This window comes from Gracilibacillus marinus, assembly GCF_042651725.1.
In the GTDB taxonomy this organism is placed as follows: domain Bacteria; phylum Bacillota; class Bacilli; order Bacillales; family Amphibacillaceae; genus Gracilibacillus; species Gracilibacillus marinus.
The window spans coordinates 1-15,555 of record NZ_JBHSDV010000007.1 but is presented as its reverse complement, the minus strand read 5'-3'; the positions used below and the strand labels follow the sequence as shown (position 1 = coordinate 15,555).

Genomic DNA, 15,555 nt, shown 5'->3' with positions numbered 1-15,555 from the left:
TTTATTTCACTCCTCTCTTTTTCACAATCATTTCAGCTCGTAAAATGTCGTCAGGTGTCGTTAATTTCACATTTTCATAACTACCTTCAACTATTTGAACTTGTATACCTTTTCCATATCTCTCTACTAATGAGGCATCATCTGTACCAAAGTACTCTTCTTCTCTCGCTAGTTGATGTGCTTTTTTAATCGTTTGATATTGAAAAGCTTGCGGTGTTTGTGCAGCCCATAACATAGCTCTATCTAATGTTTGTAATCCTTTTTCTGTCTTTTGCTTTATCGTATCTGTTACTTGCACTGCTAATAATGCAGCTTGCTTTTGTTTAGCTATAGTTGCAAGTTCATGTAAATGATCCAATCTTAGAAAAGGCCTTGCTCCATCATGAATCATCACAACATCTTCTGGATTTGCTTGGATATTTATTAATCCTGAATAACTACTGTCTTGTCTTTCTTTTCCGCCAGTTACGAATTCTAGTTGGTTACACCACGGATATTGATTAAATAATTTAAGCATTTCATCTTTATCTTGCTCATGTAATACAATGATAATGGATTCACACCAATCATCTTCTACAAAATTCCGAACAGTATGTACAATCAATGGCTCATCAATTAATTGAATAAATTGCTTGTTCTTTCCCACATTCATTCTTTTACCTTGCCCTGCAGCCAAGACGATTACTTTATATTTTACCATGAAGACACCCCAAATAACTCTCGCCAACGATTCTTTTTTTATTGCAAAGAAAAGTGATAACTCATATGTTATCACTTTTCTTCTATCCTTTATAAGTTATACCCTTTTTACAAGGCTTTTTCAAGCAATTTTGGTTTTGCAAATATCATTCTACCAGCAGACGTCTGCAATACACTTGTGATCACGACATCAATTGTCTTACCAATATAATTCTTACCTTCTTCAACAACAATCATTGTTCCATCATCAAGATAAGCGACACCTTGGTTCTGTTCTTTACCGTCTTTAATAACTTGAACAAGTAACTCTTCGCCTGGTAATACAATTGGTTTCACTGCATTGGCTAAATCATTGATATTCAGCACAGGTACTTTTTGAAATTCGCATACTTTATTTAAGTTGAAATCATTCGTTACAACAATTCCATTCATTACTTTTGCTAACTTCACTAATTTGCTGTCTACCTCATGGATTTCTTCAAAATCACCTTCATAAATCTCTACGCGGATTGGCAAGTCCTTTTGAATTCGATTAAGGATATCCAATCCTCGTCTACCTCTATTTCGCTTCAATGCATCCGAAGAGTCTGCGATATGTTGTAATTCTTCTAGCACAAATTGCGGGATAATAATCGTTCCTTCTAAAAAGCTTGTTTGACAAATATCCGCAATTCTTCCATCAATAATCACACTCGTATCTAAAATTTTTGGTTTCGGAATATCCATTTGTTCTTCTGTCGTTGCTTTTCGCTTATCCTTTTTTGGCAATGTGAATAAATTCAAGAAGTCATCTCTTCGTTTAAATCCAACTGTAAAGCCAAAATAAGCAAGTAATACACTTAAGAAAATTGGGACAACTTGTGATAATACTTTAATTCCAATCGCTTGAATTGGCGCATTAAGGAAATACGCAATAATTAACCCAATAATAATACCTAAACTACCAAATAGTAAGTCTGCTACAGGTGCTTTTAATAACTTTTCTTCTACCCAATTGAAGAAATTCAAAATATAGTCTGTACACCACAATGAAAGAATAAAAAAGATAATTGCTCCTAATACTAAACCTACATATGGGACTACATAATGTGACATTAGCCATGTCCCTTCTAAAAACCCTAACAACTCCAGTAAATCTGGAATGTATAAATATCCAGCGGTACCACCTGCAATAATAAAAAATAGTTGCACAAATCGTTTTAGCACCACATTCACCTCCTATAAACTATTCTTTCCAAGTCTTCATCATATTAAACAAATAATTATTGCCCTAATGTTGCTTTAATCGCTTCTTGTACAGAATGCACACCTATCAATTCAATCGACTTAGGTGGTGTCCATCCATCCATATTCTTTGCTGGTATAATCGCTCGTTTAAAACCTAACTTTGCTGCTTCTTGCACACGTTGGTCAATTCGCGATACTCTTCTAATCTCACCGGTCAAACCAACTTCACCTATTAAAACATCGTCCGCTTGTGGTGTTTGATCTCTAAAGCTTGATGCAATACTTATGGCAATAGCTAAATCGATAGCAGGCTCGTCTAATTTTACACCACCAGCGACCTTTACATACGCATCTTGATTTTGCAATAATAGGCCAACACGCTTTTCTAATACTGCCATGAGCAATGGTACGCGATTATGATCAATACCTGTTGCCATTCTTCTCGGATTTCCAAAGCTAGTCGGTGAGATTAATGCTTGAATCTCCACTAACACTGGTCGCGTTCCTTCCATAGATGCAACAATGGTTGATCCTGCTACACCTTGTGACCGCTCCTCTAAGAAGATTTCTGATGGATTCAGTACCTCTGTAAGGCCTTCTTCCTTCATCTCAAAAATTCCCATTTCATTCGTACTACCGAAACGATTTTTCACACCTCTTAAGATTCGGAATGTATGGTGTCTCTCTCCTTCAAAGTATAGTACTGCATCTACCATGTGTTCTAGTAATCTTGGGCCTGCAATGGATCCTTCTTTTGTCACATGTCCAACGATAAAAATAGGTATGTTGTTACTTTTGGCAATCCTCATTAGTTCACTTGTACATTCTCTTACTTGTGATACACTTCCCGGTGCACTTGTTACTTCTTCTTTGTAAATCGTTTGGATAGAATCAATGACAACAAATTGCGGCTTAATTGCATCAATCTGGTTTGCAATTTCTACTAAATTGGTTTCTGACAATACATATAATTGATCTGCTTGTACATTTAGTCTGTCCGCTCTTAATTTCGTCTGTCTTGTCGATTCTTCACCAGATATATATAAAACATTTAACCCATCTTGTGCAAGTTGACTAGATACTTGTAACAATAATGTAGATTTACCAATACCCGGATCTCCACCGATTAAAACCAATGAACCTGCAACAATTCCGCCACCTAATACGCGATTTAATTCGCCCATTTTTGTTCTAATTCTCGGTTCTTCCACTGATTGAATCTCGCTAATTCTCTCTGGTTTATGTTTAACAGAAGTAGACGATGCCCAATTACCCCGTTTAGAACCAGTAGAGACAACCTCTTCCACTAATGTATTCCATTCATTACACCCTGGACATCTACCCATCCATTTTGGTGTCTCATAACCGCATGATTGACAAACAAACTTTGATTTTCTTTTAGCCAAAATATACCCTCCCCTATTATTATATACGATAGATAATGCATGAAAGTTACAGAGTTCTATCAATTTAGTTAAATTACTATGTAAAAAGTGTGTAACTATTATTATGTAGGACAAAAATCGGAAGGCTTAGACCCTTCCGATTTTCCTTCCACATTATTTATGATGCAACAACAAAATTTCCTTTTTCATCTAAGTCAATACTTACCTTTTGACCTTTTTTAATTGTTTCTTTTAGTAGTTCTTCTGACAATAGATCTTCGACATTCTTTTGAATAGAACGACGCAATGGTCTCGCGCCATATTCTGGATCAAATCCTTCATTCGCAATTTTCTCAATTGCCTTATCAGATAAAGTGAAGTCTATTTCTTGTTCGATTAATCGTTTTTGTAATTCCTTCACCATTAATTCGACAATATATTTCATATGTTTCTTCTCTAATGAATGGAATACAATTGTCTCATCAATTCTATTTAAAAATTCAGGACGGAATGCTTTCTTTAATTCTGCTGTAACTTTTGCACGCATATCTTTATAATTTTGTTCTTCTTCTCCAAAACTAAAGCCTACGTACTTATTCCGTTTCAATTCACTTGCACCAACATTAGAAGTCATAATTAGCACAGTATTTCTAAAATCTACTGTTCGGCCTTTTGAATCTGTTAAGCGACCATCCTCTAATACTTGCAGTAAGATGTTAAACACTTCTGGGTGTGCCTTTTCAATTTCATCCAATAATACAACAGAATAAGGCTTTCTTCTTACTTTCTCTGTTAATTGGCCGCCTTCTTCATATCCAACATAACCTGGAGGTGAACCAACTAATCTAGATGTGGAATGTTTCTCCATGTACTCTGACATATCGATACGAATCATTGCATCTTCATCACCAAACATGGATTCCGCTAATGCACGTGCTAATTCTGTTTTCCCAACACCTGTTGGACCTAAGAAAATAAAGGAACCAATTGGTCTTTTTGGATCTTTTAAGCCTGCACGCGCACGACGAATTGCCTTAGAAACAGCTTTTACAGCTTCCTCTTGACCGATTAAACGATTATGAAGAATATCTTCCATATGGAGTAATCGCTCACTCTCGTCTTTTGTAAGGGCGGATACAGGCACTCCTGTCCAGATGGATACAACACTTGCAATGTCCTCTACAACAACTTCAGAGTTCTCTTGGCCTTGTTTCTCTTTCCATTTAGACTCTGTTTCTTCTAATTCTTTACGCAATTGTTGTTCTTGATCTCGTAATGCAGCTGCTTTTTCAAATTCTTGTCCTTGTACCGCTGCATCCTTTTCTTTTTTGACTTCTTCTAAATTCTGCTCTAATTCTTTTAAATTAGGTGGTGTCGTATATGAGCGAAGTCTTACTTTTGAAGCCGCTTCATCGATTAAATCAATCGCCTTATCTGGCAAAAATCTGTCTGTGATATAGCGATCTGATAACTTAGCTGCAGCTTCAATTGCATCATCTGTGATTGTTACACGGTGGTGTGCTTCATAACGATCACGCAATCCTTTTAAAATTTGAATCGATTCCTCTACTGATGGTTCATCGACTTGAATTGGTTGAAAACGACGCTCTAATGCTGCATCTTTCTCAATATATTTGCGATACTCATCTAATGTAGTCGCACCAATACATTGCAACTCTCCTCTAGCTAGAGATGGTTTCAGTATATTAGACGCGTCAATAGCACCTTCTGCTCCGCCTGCTCCAATTAATGTGTGTAATTCATCAATAAATAGAATGACATTATTTGCTTGGCGAATCTCTTCCATTACTTTTTTCAAGCGGTCTTCGAATTCCCCGCGGTATTTCGTACCTGCAACAACTGTACCCATATCTAATGTCATTACACGCTTATCACGTAATGTTTCAGGCACTTCATTTTGTACGATTTGTTGTGCTAATCCTTCTGCAACTGCTGTCTTACCAACACCAGGCTCTCCAATTAATACAGGATTGTTTTTCGTTCTTCGACTAAGTACTTGAATTACACGTTCAATCTCTTTGCTACGACCAATTACTGGGTCAATATTTCCTTCTTTTGCAATGGCTGTTAAATCACGTGCAAGAGAATCTAATGTAGGTGTAGCTGCATTATTATTTTGATTTGTTCTACTACCATTTGAACTATTATTTTCTGTACTACCTAACAATTGTAATACTTGTTGACGTGCTTTGTTCAAGCTAACACCCAAGTTATTTAATACACGCGCTGCAACACCTTCTCCTTCTCGAATAAGGCCTAATAGAATATGTTCTGTCCCTACATAAGAATGACCTAATTTACGAGCTTCATCCATAGACAATTCAATGACTTTTTTTGCTCGTGGTGTATAGTGAATCGTCTGTGATACTTGGTTTCCTTTGCCAATTAATTGTTCTACTTCTTCTCTAATCTTCTCAGCACCTAAACCAATTGCATGCAATGCCTTTGCTGCAATTCCTTCTCCTTCACTTACTAAACCTAATAATATATGTTCTGTTCCGATATTGTTATGTCCTAATCGCACCGCTTCTTCTTGCGATAATGCCAATACCTTTTGCGCGCGTTCTGTAAATCGTCCAAACATCATTTTACTATTCCTCCCTTTGCTCCAAAGTGAATCGTTCTCTAATCAATGACGCACGAAAAACATCTCGCTCATGTGGTGTTAATGTTCTTTTTGCGTATTGTTGTAAAAATGCTGGTTGGGTTAAAACCATTAATTCATTTAAAATAGATTTTGGAATGGTACAAATATACCCTAAGTCGATACCTAATCTTACATCAGATAAACATTTCGCTGTTTCTTTTGACTCGATAATACGACTATGCTTTAACACACCATATGACCTAAATATACGATCTTCTAATTCTAATTCTGATTGTTGTTTCAGTAATGTTCTCGCATACCGTTCTTGTTCAATTAATTTCTCTACTACACTAGTTAAGTCTTCAATAATATCCACTTCTGATCTACCTAATGTCACTTGATTAGAAATCTGAAAAAGATTCCCTAATGCTTCGCTACCTTCTCCATATATCCCTCGAACGACTAAGCCAAGTTGATTAATTGCTGGAATCATACGGTTCAATTTCCTCGTGATTGCTAATGCTGGCAAGTGCATCATTACAGAAGCACGTAATCCTGTTCCTACATTTGTAGGACAACTTGTTAAATACCCTCGCTCTTCATCATAGGCATAATCAATCTTTTCTTCTAACCAATCATCTATTTTAAACGCTTCTTCTAGTGCTCTATCTAACTGAAATCCTGGAAAATATAATTGCATTCGAATATGGTCTTCTTCATTAATCATGATGGACACTTGCTCATTTTTTGATATAAGTGCTGCACCAAATGTGGACTTGTCAGCTAAGTGTGGGCTAATCAAATGCTTTTCTACCAATACTTGCTTTTCAATTTGCTTCAAATCTGCCATTTTGACAAATTCCAATTGCTCATATTGAGAAAAAGTTTTTTGATTATACTCTTTTTCTAAGAAATATAGAATACCTTCCAAATGCTCCTCATTTGCGATTAATGGAAAAGGAGAATGTTCAAAATTACGAGCCAATCGTATTCGGCTACTCATCACAATATCACTATCAGGACCATCTTCTTTAAGCCATGGACTTATTGCTTCATTAATGAATTGTTCTAAACCCATTACACTTCCCCCTCTCCATTTTGGTGAAGGTTTCTTTCCTTTTCTTTAATTTGATCACGAATCTTAGCCGCCTCTTCAAAAGCCTCGTCTTGTATCAATTGTTGTAACTTCCACTTTAATTGCTTCACTTGCTTACGATTAGAAATGTCCTTTCCTATTCGTTTTGGAATTTTGCCATCATGCACAGTGTTGCCACTATGCACTCTTCTAAAAATAGGGTTCAAATGTTCTTTAAATGTATGATAACAATTAGTACATCCAAACTTACCGATTCTTGCAAATTCCTCATATGTCATCCCACATTTATCACATTGTTTCAGGTCCGAGGATGGTTGTTTTGTAGTTTGATTGAGTTTATTATGGTCAAATTGAAATAACCCTGACAGTAAATGATGTAACGAATAGGATTCATCATCATGCATTAAATAACCTTTTTCTTTTGCGCACTTATGACAGACATGAATCTCATTTTTTTCTCCATTAATCACTTGCGCAAAATGAAGTGTTGCTGGATTCTCTTTGCATTCTTGACATTCCATTGTACTACACCCCCTACAAATGGTATTTTAAGGCATGTAACATTGCTGACATGATTCTTGTCCGTACTTCATCCCTTAATGGTAACGGAAATGATAATGTATCTCTATCTAATGCAGCGACCATTAATTTCGCTTCTCTTGTTGTAATCAATTTCTCCTCTAGCAATCGTTCTAATATGTTCCAAGCTTTTTGTTGAGATACTTTTGGCTGGATCATGCTAATAATCTCATCGATTAATTTGGCCTTGTCTTGATTCGTCACTCGACTAATTCGAATATAACCGCCACCGCCACGTTTACTTTCTACAAGATATCCCTTTTCTAATGTAAACCTAGTATTAATTACATAATTGATTTGAGAAGGTACACACTCAAAACGATCTGCAATTTCACTTCGCTTTATTTCAATAATTCTGGCTTGGTTACGCTGCATCACTTCTTTCAAATATTGTTCAATAATATCTGAAATATTCCGCAATTTCCCCTCCCCCTTCTGACTTTGACTATATTATTATTATATATGATTACTCAATTGTTGCAACAATATTGTTCTTGACTATTATTACCTTTTTCATTTATTTACAAACATTATTTAAATTTCATTTTTATTTTTTCTACACCTTGTTGATTCAGTAACCATTCATGTAAGTTAAGTTGTTTTTTTCGTTGCTTTACTTCCACATACATTTTGATTTTCTTTCGCCCATCCTCATTGCTAATCACATCATACTCTCTAATTTCCATTGGGAATGATTGTAGTTGCGCGAGAAAGTCTCCTGGATTGTTCTCTTTTGCTAAATTGATTTCAAACGAGATATTGTGTTGTTTACTATTAATTATTTTCTCTACTTTGTTCAATAGAACTAGGCTTATTAATATGATTATTGTCGTAAATATCGCCTCTTTATACATGCCAATACCTATGACTAGTCCTAACCCTGCAACAGACCAGATCGATGCTGCTGTCGTCAGCCCACGTATGGTTCTTCCACTTATTAAAATAGTTCCAGCACCTAAAAAACCAACGCCAGATATAACATATGAAGGAATTCTTGCAGGATCAAATCGAACATTATCATAATTCTCCATAAAATATGTAAAACCATTTACAGATAAGAGCATCATTAAACATGCACTTACACCAACTAGTATATGTGTGCGTAACCCTGCAAAGTGCCGATTTAACTCTCTTTCCAATCCGATTAATCCAGATAATGTTAATGCAATAACAAGTTTTATCATCGAATCGATAAAATCCGTATCAAAAAATGACTGTAACACTACTATTCCTCCTCTTTCTATATCTAATGTATACCCATTCTACATACATTATATTGCATATTAGATAAAGTTATTTATTTTTATTGAGTACAGTACATTTTCCCCCTTCCCTCCCTTGATAAATAGCTACTGAATATACATCTAAAAAGTTATCCACACGAACTATAGTTCATGTTAATAACTTTTTCAATATTCTAAAATTATACTTATATAAGGACTCTCCGCTCAATAATAGAACTACTAATAACATTACACTGCTATCAAATATAGACCTTGTCCTATTAACAATTATATGCGTCGCACCGATACATTCTATACTCTTTTTAAATTGAGAAAATAGTCCCTGTTAGTTATCCACACGAACTATAATTCGTGTGGATAGCCTTGTGGATATGTCATCCTCATGTACCCGCTCTACTTTGCAGTATGATATGGGTGCCACTTATATTCTACACATCATTCCTCTTGCATTTAAAAAAAGAGTATTAGCATAAATCGCCAATACTCTTTTTCTTTAATACATTCGTCGTCTATTTATTATAAAAATACCTAATGCACTTATTAACAAAACCGCTCCTATCAGTATAAAGCGAAACATCGTTGTCGTTGTATTGGGTAATTGATTCTCTTCTTGATTTGGTTTATTTTCCCCAATATTCTCCGATATCTCTTCATTTACCAAGTCATTCCCTGTATTTTCTTCATTCTCATTTATTGGGGATTCACTACTTTGCTTACTATTTGCAACATGAATCACAGCTGCAGAAAGTGGAGCTACATTTACTGTGTTACTCGTTATGGATACACCTGCTGGATTTTTTATTGGTGTAATCCCAGCAGTAATATTGTCAACAAGTACTGATCCTTTTGTTAAATCATTTTCTATTGTAAATGTCCTCTCCTTTTGATCTGCATTTACAAATACATAATACGTATCTCCTGTTGTCGGTGAGACAAGTGAATAACCTATAATCAAATCTGATTCTTTCATTTCCTCCGCATTAATAAGTGAGACATATTTATCAACTTCTTCCATTGTTCCTAAACGAAAAACATCTGTGGATCGACGCAATTCGATTAATCCTTTTGTATAAGCTCTTGTCGTTGTATGAATAGGATACTTACTGGAATTTGTAGCTTTCTCCCAATCAAACATATTAATTGCATCAGAAGAATCATAGGAATCATGAATAAAGTAAGGATACTCAAATGGTTGATTATTCTCATCTGTTAGCAATGTTGATTTATATGGAGCTTCCTCTACTTCTTGTCTATACTCTTCATCCCTAAATTGTTTTGTTCTTCCAAACTCCTGCCCTGCATGAATAAATGGTGTTCCTTGTGCGGTTAGAACCATTAGATTACCTAATCGGATTCGTTGATGAATTTCTTCGGCATGTATTTTTGGATCCTTCTTGATAGATTGTGCAATTACATCATGTAATGTTAAGTTATCGTGTGCAGCAATATATGGTACGACATCACCTGGATCATCTGTAATAAAATTACCTGGTTTCGCTGTTAAATTATTGAATATTGTCTGGATATTCCTAGCTCCGCCAGTTAAAAATCGCGGTTCTCCCTCACTACCAAAGCCTGATTTAAGTTCATTTCGAAATTCATCTGAGAATGAAGCTACACTATTCGTATATTGCATCCAATCTTGATCTGCAGATTGGACAGATGGATACTTCTCATCTCCAGTAAAAGTTCTCCAACCCTCTCCAATCATTAGAACATGGGGATTCAATTCCTTTGCTTTGTCATATGCCATTTGAATTGTTTCCGAATCATGATCTCCCATCATATCGAAACGGAAGCCATCCACTTTAAATTCATCTACCCAATACAGAATAGAATCAACAAGTAACTTTCTAGACATTTTATGTGTTGTACCTAATCTACCACCACCAAAACTTTCACGAGGTGTACCATCAGCATCCATAAAATGATAATAGTTCGGTTCAATATTTTCTAAAATGTCTACTTTAGCAGTATGATTATACACTACATCTAGTATGACACCCATTCCTCGTTTGTGAATTTCCTCAATCAGTAATTTGAACTCTTCTATTCTTTTTGCTGGATCATTCGGATTTTCTGAATACATACCTGTTAAGGAAAAATAGCTATGTGGGTCATATCCCCAGTTATAGTTGTTTTCTGTTGATGAATACTCTAATAGTCGTTCATCACTTGATAGCTCATCAGCAAAATAATAACTCATAACAGGTAATAATTGTATATGTGTGACACCCAAATCCTTAATATAATCAAGTTTTTCTATAAATGATGTAAATGTGCCAAATCGATGAGATAGTTCTTCTTCTATCGATGGATCTGATGTAAAGTCACGAACATGAACTTCATAGATAATAGCATCTTCACGTTTATCAAATCCGTCAATAGATGCATATGTTAATGATGGACCAATCTCACTTGGATTTACTATTGCTGCTTTACCCACTTCTTGGTTAGGGTCATTACTGTTCCAAGCAGCCATCGATTTTGCATATGGATCCAATGCAAGTACTGTTTCTCCATCTCTCTCGACTGCAAAATGATAGTAGTACCCTCTTATATCTTGTAACCCTGTATTTGACTCGTTCAACTCTACTTGCCAAACCCCTCTATCTTGCTGTTTCATCATAATATCATTCTTCACCATTTTTGTTTGATCTTTTTTGTCATAAAGTATAACAGATACATGATCCGCACTAGGAGCCCATAATTTCAATGTAGCAGATGCTTTGTCGTGTAATGTTAAACCTAACTCCCCTTCATAACTATATAATTCATCCTTTAATCTCCAACCAATCGTTGCAGTTACTTCCCGCTCATCATGTTTAATGGTGAATGGCGAATTATTTAATGAAAAGGTACCGTGTAGTAGAACAACGTTATTTTCTCTTTCAATTGTCACTTTATTAAATGGTACTCCTCGCCCTTCACTATCGATTATTTCTACATTTTCCTTAATGGCTTCTTCTGTTAAACCTTCAATGGAAGAGTAAGTAAGTTCTATTTTTTCAGATGATAGGATATCTGCACTCATCAACCCTTCTTCTCGTATAAAATATGGATTCGTATAGATGCTATCATCACCTTTTCTAATAAATATTTGTGTATGATTATTTATATCACTAAAACTAAAATCCTCCGTTTGCCAAGCAGTATCTTTGTTTAATATAAGAAAGTGAACCTGTTTGGCACTATCAGCTAATGCGATATCTGTATATGAACCATTGTATCCCATCATTTCATCTGAAAAATAATGAGCACCTACAGGCCAATTTTCTGTTGGTTGTTTCACATCACCCCATGTCCATACACCAAATTCATTGTAGGAACCTTCATCTTGATAAAAGTTAATCCGCAATTTATTTGATTCTGATAAAGGCTCATATAGATATACTTTATAATCTTTTGTAATCCAAATTTGATTCATCTTATTTGATAGCAATGTTATATTCAGATCACCTGACACGTTTTCCCCATTACGATTATTAATCAATAATCCAATTTCCCTTGCATTCTCAATTAATGGCACATCTACATACCTACCGAATGAAGTGACATTTTGTGCATGAAATTTTGATGCTGCATCTGGCCAGCTACCAGTTGTTTCCGAAGGTTCTTTCACATCTTTCCAAGTCCATAATCCCAATTCTTCATATGATTGACTACTTTGTTCGAAATGAACACGTAAATGTCCTTTTGGAATTTCTTCAATCGTTGGTTCTTCTTCATTTGCCTGTACAGACGTTATCTCTCCATTACTAACATGCAATAATGCTGTACCACCATTATCAATAGAAGGTAACTCTACTTTGATAACAAATTCTCCATTTTCATTTGCTGTTGCCGCATATGTCTCATCATTATATTGATTTATTATTTCCGTATTTGCCTGACTTACAGTTAGTTGTAATTGTCTGGCTTCATTTGCTATATTTAACCCAACATAAACTTGGTCATTGTTCCATTCTCTTTCGTACAATAAAAACTGTTCATTATCAGAACCTGCAATTTTTTGATAATTACCTTTAGCCAAAATATCAGAGTGTTGCTCACGAAATGCCAATAACTTTTTATAATGTACGAGCATGTCATTATTCTCTACATCGTCCCATGGCATATTGTATCTATTATCATATTGAGGCCAATTATTAGCACCTGATTGAGCTAATTCCTCTCCATAATAAATCACCGGTTGACCTTTAGAAGTCATTTGCAATGATGCTGCAATTTTAAATTTATCTTGATTACCATTTAACTTATATAAAAATCCATCTTCATCATGACTACTCAAAAACTGTCCTAACATTCGGTTTGATTGAATAAACTCATTTCGCTCTTGGAGTGATTGGGTAACTTGTTCTATCTTGCCATCTACCAATAGTTTTGCAATATTCTTAAACTCAAAATCTAATAAAGAATCCATTGTACCTGATTGTAGATATCCTTGGTGATTTGATGGCCCTGCTCCCCATGCTTCTCCAATCAATTGGAAATCTGGTTTCTTTAATGTTAATTGATTCCGAAAATGTTGCCATGTAACCTTATCGACATGTTTGACCGTATCTACTCTATAATAAGCAATTGAATTACCTTTCGCTGTCTTTGTCTTTTCTATCCAGTTTGTTTGCCATGTAACTAACTGATCCCGAACAGTTTTATTTTCTGTTTCAAAGTCAGGTAATCCAGATAACTCCATTTTCTCATCACCAGAACCCGATTGCTGTCTCAACATACCATTAAAGCGAAGGATATCTTCTTCTGTTGGATAGCCTGGAATATCTACCTGCTCACCTTTTAGTCCATAACCTGCGTGATTCAAAACCACATCTACCATTATTTTAATACCTTTTTCTGCTGCCAAATCTATCAGCTGATGAAATTCATCTAATGTGCCTAAATGCGGATTTAATTTTTCAAAATCTTTCGCCCAATAGCCATGATATCCAAAATAAGAACCTTCTTCAGCATTATAATTCACATCATGGCCTATATTTTCAACAATTGGTGTAATCCAAATTGTATTGATGCCTAATTCTTCTAAGTAATCTAATTTATCAATTACACCTTTGAAATCTCCACCTTGATACGTACCTCTTTCGTTGTCATATGATTGATAATTTAATTCATATGGATCATTATTTCGTATATCACCATCATTAAATCTATCTGTTAACATAAAGTATATAACAGATTCATCCCAATCAATCTTATTTTCTGTGAGGTTCTCTGCAACAGTTACAGATACCTCTGATGTATATATTCCACCTTCTTCATCAACAGCTGTAACAGGAATGATTTTTTCTCCAGGTTGAATCGTTTCATTCACAGATACTGTCACTTTATTCAATTGCGGTGAAATAGATAATCGTTCACTCCCGCCAAGCGCTGTAGTATCCGCATATATTTCCTTAATTTCTTTGTCAGAATTGTTTGTAATAGCTACTTCCAATAAAGCATGGTCATTATACGACAGCTCTCGATTCACATTACCTTCTAAGCTAATATCATATTGACCTTCATGTTCCTCTGTATTTTCTTCGGAATCTTTCACGGACACATAATATGGATTTGTATATACTTCATTAGACCCCTCTTTAACAAAAATTTGTTGATGACTTTTAAAATCTGAAAATGTCATATCACTAGTTTGTGTACCATCAGAACGATTAACGAGTAAAAAGCCTAAAGAACCTAATTCATCCTTTAATAAAAGATCTACATATGCTCCATACTTTCCTATTTGATTATTAGAAAAGGGAATCGCATCTGTAGGCCATTCTTTGGGTTCTTCTAATACATTTCCCCATGACCAAATTCCCCAAGGTTCATAATTAGTATCTTCTTTCTTATAGTGGATTCGTAATTTGTTACTTCCAATATTCTCTGGTTGATAATAATATACTTCACCTGTATGAGAAATCCATACTTCTTTCATCATGGGATCCAATATATCAATAGTAATGTCTTTAGTAACTTTCTCCCCATCTCGATTCACGATTAATAGACTAATTGCTTTTGCCTCTTTTGATAATTCTATATCAACATATGCTCCATAACTGTCTATATATTCTTCATTAAACCATGTGCCATTTGGCCATTCTCCTTGTTGATCAGAAGGATTCGCAACATCCCCCCATAACCAGACACCTATTTCATTTACATCAACAGTATTATTATCATAATGAATTCTTAAGTTTTCTTCTTCTATTTCCTGACTATTACTTGCTCGAACATTATTATGTGGGACAATTGTTGTAAACAGACTAAACACTAATAATAAAATCATTACTACAGACAAACATTTTTGAACTTTTTGATTGTTCAACTATTTCTCCTCCTTTTAATTTGTGTAACAAATGCGTTACAATTTTAAGAGAAATCGTTTGCACATTGATATTTATAATTTATGATTTTTAATATTATGTATATAGTGCAATCGTTTTCCTTAACCCTAATATAATATATTACATTTGAAAGCGCAATCATTTTTATCTTGTTTCGTTTAATTTTTATATTTATTTGTATTAATTCTATTGCATCTACTCATTATTGCTTATTAAATTTATTAGTAAAAAAAAGACCTATCCTAGTATACTAACTAAGATAAGTCCTTTATAATTGCCTGGCAACGTCCAACTCTCGCAGGGGCAAGGCCCCAACTACCATAGGCGCTGGAGAGCTTAACTACTGTGTTCGGCATGGGAACAGGTGTGACCT

Annotated in this window: 9 protein-coding genes and 1 rRNA gene; all 10 read right to left on the bottom strand. The window is 35.0% G+C overall.

Annotation, left to right across the window (positions count from 1 at the left end; genetic code table 11):
* Position 1: 1 nt before the first annotated feature.
* Complete coding sequence (gene ispD / locus ACFOZ1_RS15550; protein WP_390200753.1) at positions 2 to 700, bottom strand: 2-C-methyl-D-erythritol 4-phosphate cytidylyltransferase; 699 nt, start codon at positions 698 to 700, stop codon at positions 2 to 4.
* 107 nt (positions 701 to 807) lie between these two features.
* Positions 808 to 1,905, bottom strand: coding sequence for a PIN/TRAM domain-containing protein (locus tag ACFOZ1_RS15545; RefSeq protein ID WP_390200751.1), 1,098 nt, complete (start codon positions 1,903 to 1,905; stop codon positions 808 to 810).
* Positions 1,906 to 1,961: 56 nt separating this feature from the next.
* Positions 1,962 to 3,332, bottom strand: a complete 1,371-nt coding sequence (gene radA, locus ACFOZ1_RS15540) for a DNA repair protein RadA (protein WP_390200750.1) — start codon at positions 3,330 to 3,332, stop codon at positions 1,962 to 1,964.
* Positions 3,333 to 3,489: 157 nt separating this feature from the next.
* Positions 3,490 to 5,919 (bottom strand): ATP-dependent protease ATP-binding subunit ClpC, encoded by a 2,430-nt coding sequence (clpC, locus tag ACFOZ1_RS15535; protein ID WP_390200748.1) that lies wholly within the window; start codon positions 5,917 to 5,919, stop codon positions 3,490 to 3,492.
* A gap of 4 nt (positions 5,920 to 5,923) precedes the next feature.
* On the bottom strand, positions 5,924 to 6,997 hold the full coding sequence (locus ACFOZ1_RS15530) for a protein arginine kinase (RefSeq protein WP_390200747.1): 1,074 nt from the start codon (positions 6,995 to 6,997) through the stop codon (positions 5,924 to 5,926).
* A complete protein-coding gene (locus ACFOZ1_RS15525; RefSeq protein ID WP_390200745.1) occupies positions 6,997 to 7,536 on the bottom strand; it encodes a UvrB/UvrC motif-containing protein in 540 nt (179 codons plus the stop codon). Before ACFOZ1_RS15525 ends, ACFOZ1_RS15530 begins: the two co-directional genes overlap by 1 nt.
* Positions 7,537 to 7,549: 13 nt before the next feature.
* Complete coding sequence (locus ACFOZ1_RS15520; RefSeq protein WP_390200743.1) at positions 7,550 to 8,014, bottom strand: CtsR family transcriptional regulator; 465 nt, start codon at positions 8,012 to 8,014, stop codon at positions 7,550 to 7,552.
* Positions 8,015 to 8,124: 110 nt separating this feature from the next.
* Complete coding sequence (locus ACFOZ1_RS15515; RefSeq protein WP_390200888.1) at positions 8,125 to 8,778, bottom strand: MgtC/SapB family protein; 654 nt, start codon at positions 8,776 to 8,778, stop codon at positions 8,125 to 8,127.
* Between the two features lie 553 nt (positions 8,779 to 9,331).
* Positions 9,332 to 15,163, bottom strand: a complete 5,832-nt coding sequence (locus ACFOZ1_RS15510; protein ID WP_390200742.1) for a pullulanase — start codon at positions 15,161 to 15,163, stop codon at positions 9,332 to 9,334.
* 295 nt (positions 15,164 to 15,458) lie between these two features.
* Positions 15,459 to 15,555 (bottom strand): 5S ribosomal RNA (gene rrf / locus ACFOZ1_RS15505); the annotation flags it as partial.